This is a genomic window from uncultured Cetobacterium sp. (assembly GCF_947038635.1).
In the GTDB taxonomy this organism is placed as follows: domain Bacteria; phylum Fusobacteriota; class Fusobacteriia; order Fusobacteriales; family Fusobacteriaceae; genus Cetobacterium_A.
In genome coordinates this window covers 1-10,000 of the sequence record NZ_CAMQXC010000081.1, presented here as the reverse complement: position 1 = coordinate 10,000, position 10,000 = coordinate 1, and the positions used below count along the sequence as shown (strand labels likewise).

General features: G+C 26.7%; 10 protein-coding genes. 2 read left to right on the top strand and 8 right to left on the bottom strand.

From position 1 onward, the window contains the following. Window positions 1-189: 189 nt before the first annotated feature. The 8 genes from Q0V08_RS08305 to mutL form a co-directional block, all read right to left on the bottom strand. Window positions 190-885 (bottom strand): LrgB family protein, encoded by a 696-nt coding sequence (locus Q0V08_RS08305; protein ID WP_257162788.1) that lies wholly within the window; start codon window positions 883-885, stop codon window positions 190-192. Then, window positions 886-1,227 carry a CidA/LrgA family protein gene (locus Q0V08_RS08300; RefSeq protein ID WP_257162789.1) on the bottom strand — a complete coding sequence of 114 codons (342 nt, stop codon included), beginning with the start codon at window positions 1,225-1,227 and terminating at the stop codon, window positions 886-888. Window positions 1,228-1,297: 70 nt separating this feature from the next. After that, window positions 1,298-2,776, bottom strand: coding sequence for a lysine--tRNA ligase (gene lysS / locus Q0V08_RS08295; RefSeq protein ID WP_297433826.1), 1,479 nt, complete (start codon window positions 2,774-2,776; stop codon window positions 1,298-1,300). 21 nt (window positions 2,777-2,797) lie between these two features. Further along, a complete protein-coding gene (locus tag Q0V08_RS08290; protein ID WP_257162791.1) occupies window positions 2,798-4,219 on the bottom strand; it encodes a tetratricopeptide repeat protein in 1,422 nt (473 codons plus the stop codon). Between the two features lie 52 nt (window positions 4,220-4,271). Beyond that, window positions 4,272-4,640: a DUF1934 domain-containing protein gene (locus tag Q0V08_RS08285; RefSeq protein WP_257162792.1), complete on the bottom strand. Its 369-nt coding sequence runs from the start codon at window positions 4,638-4,640 to the stop codon at window positions 4,272-4,274. After that, the gene (locus Q0V08_RS08280) at window positions 4,640-4,981 is read right to left on the bottom strand and encodes a hypothetical protein (protein ID WP_023051893.1); all 342 of its coding nucleotides are present in this window, start codon (window positions 4,979-4,981) and stop codon (window positions 4,640-4,642) included. The genes Q0V08_RS08285 and Q0V08_RS08280 overlap by 1 nt, the downstream gene beginning before the upstream one ends. A 50-nt stretch (window positions 4,982-5,031) precedes the next feature. After that, window positions 5,032-5,499, bottom strand: coding sequence for a 23S rRNA (pseudouridine(1915)-N(3))-methyltransferase RlmH (gene rlmH / locus Q0V08_RS08275; RefSeq protein WP_023051894.1), 468 nt, complete (start codon window positions 5,497-5,499; stop codon window positions 5,032-5,034). Further along, on the bottom strand, window positions 5,496-7,415 hold the full coding sequence (gene mutL, locus Q0V08_RS08270; protein WP_297433821.1) for a DNA mismatch repair endonuclease MutL: 1,920 nt from the start codon (window positions 7,413-7,415) through the stop codon (window positions 5,496-5,498). The genes rlmH and mutL overlap by 4 nt, the downstream gene beginning before the upstream one ends. 145 nt (window positions 7,416-7,560) lie before the next feature. Here mutL and Q0V08_RS08265 point away from each other — a divergent pair, with 145 nt between their 5' ends. Together Q0V08_RS08265 and Q0V08_RS08260 are read left to right on the top strand one after the other, a co-directional pair. Then, on the top strand, window positions 7,561-9,399 hold the full coding sequence (locus Q0V08_RS08265; protein WP_297433819.1) for a tetratricopeptide repeat protein: 1,839 nt from the start codon (window positions 7,561-7,563) through the stop codon (window positions 9,397-9,399). A 20-nt stretch (window positions 9,400-9,419) separates the two neighbouring features. Next, window positions 9,420-10,000 (top strand): DHH family phosphoesterase (locus Q0V08_RS08260; protein ID WP_297433817.1); only part of this gene is annotated, 581 nt, incomplete at its 3' end.

Below are 10,000 nucleotides of genomic sequence, written 5' to 3'. Positions count from 1 at the left end.
AAAATGTACTGAAAAAAAACTTGACAGAAAATCGTACTTATTATATACTAATAGCGAGACCGAATTTGATTGAATAGATCTATATACCCCCCAAAAATCTATTTTAATCTTTTTTATTTTTTAACACTCCCCCGTGTTATGAAAAAACCCTCCCCCCCAGGAGGGTTTTTTATATTTCATTTAAAATTTTTATTTTAGAAAATTTAGAAGTAATGGAGCTATAAAAATTGTGATTATACCAGCGATAACAATAGATAAAGCACTCATTGCCCCTTCAACCTCTCCCATTTCAATAGCTTTACTTGTTCCAACAGCATGACTTGAGATACCAATTCCAAGACCTTTAGCAACAGCATTCTCAATTCTAAAGAGTTTCAACATAAATGGTGCAAAAATATTTCCAGCTATTCCAGTAACCATTATGGCAAAAACTGTAATGGCAGGAATTCCACCAAGAAGTTTACTAACCTCTATACCAATTGGAGTTGTGATAGACTTAGGAACAAACGATAAAAGAATAATATCTTCTATCCCAAGAAGCTTTCCTAAGAGAACAACAGATAAAATAGCAGTAACAGATCCAATTAGAGCTCCAGCTAAAATAACTTTATAATGTTTTTTTAGTGTTCCTAGTTCTTTGTATAAAGGGATGGCTAAACATACTGTAGCAGGAGCTATAAAAAAGCCTAATATATCTCCTCCTTTATTATAATAAGATGTAGGAATATTAAAAACTTCCATAAATATAAAAATAAGAATAAGAGCTACAAAAATTGGATTTAGAATAGGCCATTTAAATTTATTAAAAATATCTTTTCCAATTTTAAAAGCAATTAAACTAATAAAAATTCCAAAAAAAGCATTATCAAATAAAAGTTCTTTCATTTATTTTTTCCCCCTCATCATGAAGTCTACACATAAAGCAGTAACAACCATTGTAATTAAAGTTGTTAATATAAGTAAAAAAATTAATTTAAAAAAGTCAGTTTTTAAAATATCAATAACGTCTAACAACTTCACACTAGGTGGGATAAAAGTAATGATCATATTTGCAATAAAAAATTCACCAACATTTTTAATACTATTTAACTTTATTACTTTTAAAGAAAGAAAAATAAATAAAAGAATTAAACCATTAACTGTTCCAGGAGTAGGAAGATGAAAAACTTTTTCTAAAATAACTCCCAAATAGTTAATGCTTAAAATAATAAGAAATTCATATAACAAAATAAAACCTCCAGTACGATTGTATAAAAGATTAAAGAGGTGTTCCATAGGAACACCTCTAAATATAAAACTAGTCTCTTCTTTTCATTTGTGGGAAAAGTACAACGTCTCTAATTGATGGAGAACCAGTTAACAGCATTATAGCTCTATCAATACCAATTCCTAATCCACCTGTTGGAGGTAAAGCATACTCTAAAGCTTCGATATAATCATCATCGATAACAGCAGTAGCTTCATCGTTTCCTAGTAAAGCCTCTTCAACTTGAGCCTCAAATCTTCCTCTTTGATCAGCAGGGTCATTTAATTCAGAGAATGCATTTGCATATTCTCTTGCATCAATAAATAATTCAAATCTATCAGTAAATCTAGAATCTTCTGCATTTCTTTTTGCTAGAGGAGAGATCTCAACTGGGTGACCGTAGATAAATGTAGGTTGAACTATATGCTCTTCACATTTTTGCTCAAAGAATTCGTTGATGATATGTCCAATAGTTGTCATGTGATCAGCAATTTCAACATGATGTTGTTTAGCTAAAGCTTTAGCTTCTTCAACTGTTAAATTTTGCCAGAAATCAGCACCAGTAACATCCTTTATCATATCAACCATATGAATTCTATAGAATTTTCCAAGGTCAATCTCTTTTTCGTTATACTCTATTTTAGTTGTTCCTAAAACCTCTGTAGCAAGGTATTGGAATAAACTTTCAGTTAAATCCATCATATCATTATAGTCAGCATAAGCTTGGTATAATTCCATCATTGTAAATTCTGGATTATGTCTAGTAGAAATACCTTCATTTCTGAAGTTTCTATTAATTTCATAAACTTTATCGAATCCACCAATTATTAATCTTTTTAAATAAAGCTCAGGAGCGATTCTTAAATATAACTCCATATCTAAAGCGTTATGATGAGTAATAAATGGTCTTGCAGCAGCTCCTCCAACGATTGGATGCATCATAGGAGTTTCAACTTCTAAGAATCCTTTTTTATTTAAAAACTCTCTAATACCATTTATGATTCTAACTCTATTCATGAAAGTTTCTTTAACATCTCTATTCATGATAAGGTCTAAATATCTTTTTCTATATCTAGTTTCAACGTCTGTAAGACCGTGGAACTTTTCAGGAAGTGCTCTAACATTCTTTGATAGTAACTCAACTTGAGAAACTCTTAAAGTTAACTCACCCTTTTGAGTCATAAATAAAGTACCTTCAACACCAATAATGTCTCCAACACCTAATTTTTTAACTATTTCAAAAGCCTCTTCTCCAATTTGATCTTGTCTAATATAAACTTGGATTTTTCCAGTTTGGTCTTCAATATGAGCAAATACGGCTTTACCTTGCTCTCTGAATCCCATAATTCTTCCTGCTGTTTTGAAAGTTGTCTCTGCTTCAGGAGATGATTTTAAAAGATCTCCAATCATATGAACTTTATCATATTTTTTTCCGAATGGGTAAACTCCAAGAGCTTCAATCTCTTTTATTTTTTCCCATTGCTCCATAACAAGACGTTCTTTTCCAACTCTGTCAAAGTATTTTTCCATAGTTTTTCTCCCTTTTTAAATTTATAGTTTCAATAAATATATGCTACTTTTTCTACCCCAAGTACTACTTGGATTATTTTCTCTAGATTTTCTTAAGTAATCTTTTGCTTTTTCAATATCTCCTTTTTTATGATAGATAACTCCTAAGTAATAATATAACTCAGATGTATTTTCACCTGGAGTAGTAACTTTATCAAAATCAGATAAGGCTTTATCAAAATTATTCATTGAAAAGTATGTTTTACCACGATAGAAGCTAACTTCAGAGATATTTGTTGAACTGCTTTCAGCTTTGTTAAAGAATATTAAAGCTTCGCTATAACTTTTACGATTAAGAGCATCTATTCCATTTGTAATATTTTTAGAAGAATCAGAAGGTGATACAGATGTAACAACTTCATCTCTATCTATGTTATTAGAAGATAAAATAGAGTTCTCTGGTGTTGGAGTAGTTAAGTTTGAAAAATTAGAATTCAAGTTAGAAGATGAACCAGCTAAGCTTAAATAGTAATTTCCTTTATCACTATCTCCTTTTTGCATGTATAGATTTCCAATTAATAAGGCTAGTTCTGTACTTTGTGAATCACCGTAAAAATTTTCTAAAAATTGTAATTCATCTGCAGTAGCATTGTTTTTACGTTGAATAGCTCTCATTATTTCAGTGTTTAATTTTAAATTACTTCTATTGTAATCTAAATAATAGTTATTAATAATAAAACTTCCATTACTAGACTTTTCTTCAAAAGTTAGAAGCTTTATTTTCTCGTCTTCATTAAGAGAGAAGTTTTCTTTTAAATATCGAATCTCTTTATTAATTAAAAGTTGATTTCCATTTGCAGAACCTAAATCAAGTACCATGAAGGCTACATCTTTTTGTTTGCTGTTTGTTGGAAAAGCAATTAGATATAACTGGGCACTTTTTACCAATAGATCTAAATTTTTATTATTGTAGCTGTTTAAAATTATATCATAATTATCTTTCTCAGTAAAATTATATTTCAATTTATTTTTTATCTTAACAGTACCAACATATGTGAATCCTTTATAAATTTCAGCAATATATTCCCCTTGATAAAGACTATTAAAATTTAAACTATTTCCACTAATGTTAAATGTAAAATCACTTTTTATAGGAGAAGAAATTAATTTAACTCTATCAGCATTAATATTGTTAACAATTAAAGTTTCACCTGCATAAACCTCCATAGGTGCCATCATTTGAGATGGAAGATATTCACGAATAGCATTTGTTGACGAATCTCTTTGCACAAGATCATATAAATAAGCTACACCAGATTCATTAAGAAAAAAATTGTCTTGTTGTAAAACTGGATTTTTTACACTTGGAACAACAACTTTGCTTTGAGTAGGAAGTTGTGTTTGAAGATTAGTACAACTAAAAAAAATTAAAGCTGTTGCAGAAATTAAAAGTATTTTTTTCATTTACCCCTCCTTTAATAAAAAATAGAGCAAAGAGATTGCTCTATTTTAGTGTTTATTGTACTTCAATTATTTCAATCTCTAATTGGTTTATCTCTATATTATTATCATATATAATATAGGCAATTGTCAACTTATTTTCAGAATAAACATATTTTTTACATAAAACTGTAAAGTTTTTATTGAAGTAAGAAGTTTTATAAATAAAATTTGTTTTAATTTCTGGTTTAATTAAAAGTTTACTTTGAATCTCTCCAAACTTCAGTATTTCAGTAGAGTAAGGGGATATTCTTATCTCGCCTTTACCATATTTATTATCATAAGTAAAAATAGTGACGTCGTTTTCAATCACTTTTTTTGCAATCATTTTTTGAGAAATGTTTTCTCCAAAAGAATCAGTACTGTTAATAATAATTTTAGCCATTAATAATAATCCTTTTCGTCATCGTCATATCCCATATCATAATAATCATCTTGGTCATAAGAGTCTTCACGATCATAATATTCATCATCATCCCAATCTCCTATGTTATCTGCACCTAAATACTCTTCTTTCCAGAAATCTAAAACAGTATTTATTTCTGCAGCATCATCAACAAAAATTAAATCGTCCTCATCCTCATCATATAAAAATATATAATTAGTCCCATCGAAATCCTCAGTTATAAGATATTCTTTGTCTCTTATAATTAGATTTTCTAAAACTGTTAGTTCAAACTCCTCGTCATCGATGTTGTGATAAAAAGTTTCTCCTTGCGAATACATTGTTTCCTCCTAATAATTTATAAAAATAAAGTTAAAAATAAAATTAAAAACTACTTATGATATTTAGTATTTTTTATAATACTAAACCATCTGTAAATTTGCTCAATTAAAATTAATCTCATTAATTGATGCGGGAAAGTCATTTTTGAAAAACTGAGCCTTAAGTCAGCAGATTTTCTAATATCTTCTGAAACACCGTAAGAGCCACCAATAATAAAGTTAATAGTGCTATCTCCATTAAGACCTATTTTTTCAATTTGTGAAGCCATATCTTCAGAAGAAAAATTCTTCCCTTGAATATCTAAAAGGATTTTAAATCCTTTGTTTTTTTCTAAAGTTTCAAGAATGGATTTTGATTCTTTTTCTATAGACATATTTCTATTTGAATCGTTACCATCCTCTTTTAATTCAAAAATTTTTAATTTACCAAAAGCTTGCATTCGTTTGGCAAACTCTTGTATACCATCTAAAATATATTTTTCTTTAATTTTACCAACACATATAATATTTATATTCATTTTCTTTTAAATCCCTTCTCCATGTCCAATAAACTTATTTTAAAAGTTATTGGTCTTCCGTGAGGACAAGTAAATCGTCCAATTTTGTGTAACTCTAAAATAAGTTTCTCCATTTCAGAAATAGATAATTTTTCATTAGCTTTAATCGCACTTCGACAAGACATTGAAATAATCATACTTTCGATAACTTCATTTTTAGAATTTACTTTAGTAATTCCTTCTAAAACTTCAAAAAAAATATTTTCGAAAGAATCTTTAGTATCCAAAACAGGAACAGCTCTAATTAAAAAATCCATATCATTAAATTGATCAATTTCAAATCCAAAATCTTCAAAGAAATTTAGTTTCTCTTTTAAAATCTCTATTTGTTTTAATGTTAGCGAAATTTTAATAGGAACTAATAAAGCTTGTGAAGATATTTTGTGTTGAGCATACTCTTGTTTTAATTTTTCATAAAGAATTCTTTCATGAACAATATGTTGGTCATAAATTATAAGATCACCATCTTGTTCAACTAATATAAAAGAGTTAGAGAATTGTCCAATTATTTTTATATTAGTTTTTAAATTATCAAAATAGATTACTTCATCAGAAGAAATCAAAGATTTGTTTTTAATAGAAGAATCACTAATAGTACTTTTAAGTGAAGCATCAGGCTCTTTAATAGATTCATCTAAGGAAATATTTAATTCTTCACTTTCTAATTGAAGAGTAGTTATTTCACTTTTAGTCGGAATAAACTTTGTTTCTGTTTGAAAGTTTAAAAAATTTTCCTTATTAATAACTGAATTATTCTTTTTTTCTAAAGAAGATTTATTTTCCTTTTTTATTTCAATCTCTCTTTTTATATCATTAATTTCAAAATTTTCAAAAGGTTTTTTTGAATCTTCAGAAATTTTTATATTTTCAAAGTTTAAATTTTCTTTTTTCACCTCAAAAGTAGGCATATTAAAATTCTTATCAAAATTTAATTCAGACTCTGTAATTGAGTAAATGTCGTGATAAATTTTATTTTCATCAGAGAATTTGATGATTTTTTTTGAAGGATGAACATTAACATCAATAGATTTGGGATCTACCTTTAAGTTAACTATAGCAAATGGATATTTTCCTCTCATTAAATGAGTATAGTAACCATCGATTAAAGCTTCTTCAATAATTTTAGCTTTTACAGGTCTATTATTAACAAATGTGAAAATAAAATCTTTTGTAGATCTTGTTAAAGAAAGGTTTCCAATATATCCAAATTCAACAGGTTTTAAATTTTTAAGTGTTGAAACTCCAAAAATTTCAATGATAGTATTTTCAATACCAGTACCACTAGTACGAATATTTTCTTTACCATCAATAACAAGTATTATAGAAACAGTGGGATTAGCTAATGCTTCTTGCAAAACAATTTCTTTAATTTTTGTATTTTCAGTTGTATCTTTTCTTAAGAATTTTAATCTAGCTGGAGTATTAAAAAAAAGATTATTTATTTCAATTTCTGTACCAGTACTTTTTTGAGTATCTTTTAAATTTGTTATTTTACCAGCTGTAACACTGATTGAATGTCCAGAAGAATCTTCTTTTCGTTTTGTTGCAATAGTCATTTTAGAAACAGCAGCTATCGATGAAAGAGCTTCACCTCTAAAACCATAAGTATTTAAATTAAAAAGATCATCTTTAGATGAAATTTTACTGGTAGCATGACGTTCAATACAAAGAAGTAAGTCTTCTCTACTCATTCCTTTACCATCATCAGTAAATTTAATATTTTTACCGCCATTTTTAACGTCTATTTTTATATATTTACTATTGGCATCTAAAGAGTTTTCTAAAAGCTCCTTAACTAAACTAGCAGGATTTTCAACTACTTCTCCAGCAGCAATCATATTTGATAAAGATTCGTCTAAAATTTTAATAATTCCCAAAATATCACCTCCTACAAAAATTGTAACATTATTTATTATTATACAGATTTAAAATAATTTCAACTATTTTTTTTAGAAAATATAAATTTTATAGTAAAAATTATTATGATATAATAAAAATATAAAAACAGCGGAGGGAGAAAAGATGAGATATTTACACCTAGTTATATTAACAATAATGCTTGGAATTAGAAGTTTTTCCTATAATGTTGATGATTATATATTTTTTAATAAAGCTTTAGAAGCTAACAAAAAAGAGGATTATAAAAATAGTTTATTTTATTATGAAATTTATCAAAAAAACTTTCCTTATTCTTATCCATTAACGAGCAATTATGCAAAATATTATATAGCAAAAAATTATATGGATATGAAAAAATATGACGAAGCACTTTTGTTTTTTAGTAGAGCGGTATACGTGCCTGAAAGTTATGTAAAACAAGAGTTTAAAAAAACAAATTATTTTCAATATAGAAGAGATTATAATGTTGCTAGAATATATCAATTGAAAAATGATAAAAGTCAGTCGATTGAATACTATAAAAGATTAGTAACAGATTATTATGATCCTCAATTAGAGCCTTATGAGAAAAAAGCTTTAAAGGTATTAGAGAAAACTAATGAAAAATATAAGTATATTTATGAAATAAAATATCAAAATAATTTAAAATTAATTGATAAATTGGAGAAAAATGAGTTGTTAAATTTAGCAAATTATTTTTATGAAAAAAAAGAGTATGAAAAAACAGTTGAAATTTTAGATAAATTAGGTAGCTATAATGAGAAGAAAGTCAGTCAAAAAATAATTTATTTAGAAAGTTTATTGAAGTTAGATGCAAATAAAAAAGTTATAGAGTTGACGAAAGATGCACAAGTAGGTGAAGCAAATTTTTTATTTATAAGAGCTATTGCTTATGAACAAAATAAAGATTATTCAAGAGCTATTTTTAACTATGAAAAAATACAAGACATAAAACTTAAGGATCGAGCAGCTTTTAGAATTGGAAGAATTTATTATAAGATAGAAGAGTATACTAAAGCTAGAGAAGTTTTGGAAAAAACAAATCAAAAAAATGAAAGAATAGATTCTTTGTTATTAGATGTATATATAAAATTACAAAATAGAAAAAAATTTATTGAGTTATATGATAGATTTAAAAATAAATATCCAGAAAATCCTAAGACAGGTTTATACTATATGGTCTATACAAAACTTATGGAAAGAGATAGTAATTCGTGGCAGTTAGCAAATTATAATATATTTTTTGCAAGCAATTATGTTGTTAGAAACTATATGAACTCTATATCAGATTTTGAGATAAAAAATACATATAAAGAGGAAGTACTAAAAGATGCATTAACTCAAATTGGAGCATTGAAAAACTCTGAATTATTAGAATTGGCTGTTCAAAGTAATAATTTTGATTTAGATACAGAAACTGTTCAAGATAAAATAACAATAATGAATAGTTATATTGAGAGTAAATTTTATAAAGAGTCATTTAAAAAAGTTAATGAATTTAAAAGAGAGTTTTATAGATATAAAAATTTATTACACTATGTTTATCCTAAATATTATAGAGAGGAAGTTCAAAATACTAGAAAAAAATATTTAGTGCCACAATCACTAATTTATACAGTAATGTATATAGAAAGTGGTTTTGATAATGAAAATAATAAATTTGAAAAGCTTGGATTAATGGGTATACCAAAAAAGTTAGTTGAAAATAAAGATGAATATTATTATAATCCACAAATTAATATAGATACAGGAACAGAGATACTAAAAAAAATATATGATAAACATAATGGGATGATTTTAAAAACATTAATTGAGTATATCTATGGAGAAAAAGTTTTAAAAGGTTTAAATTTTGAATTAGATGGAGATTTAAAATTAGAAACAATAGTGGATGAAAAATTTCAAGCTGAAATAGAAGAGATAGTTTACACATATGCATTTTATAGTGCAATATATAACTAAATAAAAGAAAGGTATAGATAATGAGAAATACAAAATGGATATTTAAATCAGAAAATTTTAAAAGTATAAATAGTAATATAGATAAAGAAATAGAGCAAATTTTATTTAACAGAGGAATTGAATCAAAAGATGAAGTCGAATTTTTCATAAATGGAACATTAGAAAATTTGATGAATCCAAGTCTTTTGTCAGATGTAGATAAAGGAGTAGAAAGAATACTAAAAGCTAAAGAGAATAATGAAACAATTTGGATATATGGTGATTATGACGTAGATGGAATAACATCGACATCCCTTTGTTATTTAGCATTGAAAGAGTTAGAAATTAATGTAAGGTACTATATTCCACTAAGAGATGAAGGGTATGGGTTAAACAAGGAGGCTTTAAATTACATAAAGGAAGAAGGCGGAAATTTAATAATAACTGTTGATTGTGGGATTTCATCTATTTCTGAAGTCGAACATTGTAATACTTTAGAGATGGATATGATTATAACAGATCATCACGAGATAAATAATGAACTACCTCCTGCTTTTGCAATTATAAATCCTAAAAGAGAGGATAATAAAAACTCTTATAAATATTTTGCTGGAGTTGGAAC

Bases quoted from the DNA above. Each gene is read 5' to 3' on its own strand.
- Q0V08_RS08305 (WP_257162788.1), bottom strand. From the start codon at position 885: ATGAAAGAACTTTTATTTGATAATGCTTTTTTTGGAATTTTTATTAGT.
- lysS (WP_297433826.1), bottom strand. From the start codon at position 2,776: ATGGAAAAATACTTTGACAGAGTTGGAAAAGAACGTCTTGTTATGGAG.
- Q0V08_RS08265 (WP_297433819.1), top strand. From the start codon at position 7,561: ATGAGATATTTACACCTAGTTATATTAACAATAATGCTTGGAATTAGA.
- Q0V08_RS08290 (WP_257162791.1), bottom strand. From the start codon at position 4,219: ATGAAAAAAATACTTTTAATTTCTGCAACAGCTTTAATTTTTTTTAGT.
- rlmH (WP_023051894.1), bottom strand. From the start codon at position 5,499: ATGAATATAAATATTATATGTGTTGGTAAAATTAAAGAAAAATATATT.
- Q0V08_RS08280 (WP_023051893.1), bottom strand. From the start codon at position 4,981: ATGTATTCGCAAGGAGAAACTTTTTATCACAACATCGATGACGAGGAG.
- Q0V08_RS08285 (WP_257162792.1), bottom strand. From the start codon at position 4,640: ATGGCTAAAATTATTATTAACAGTACTGATTCTTTTGGAGAAAACATT.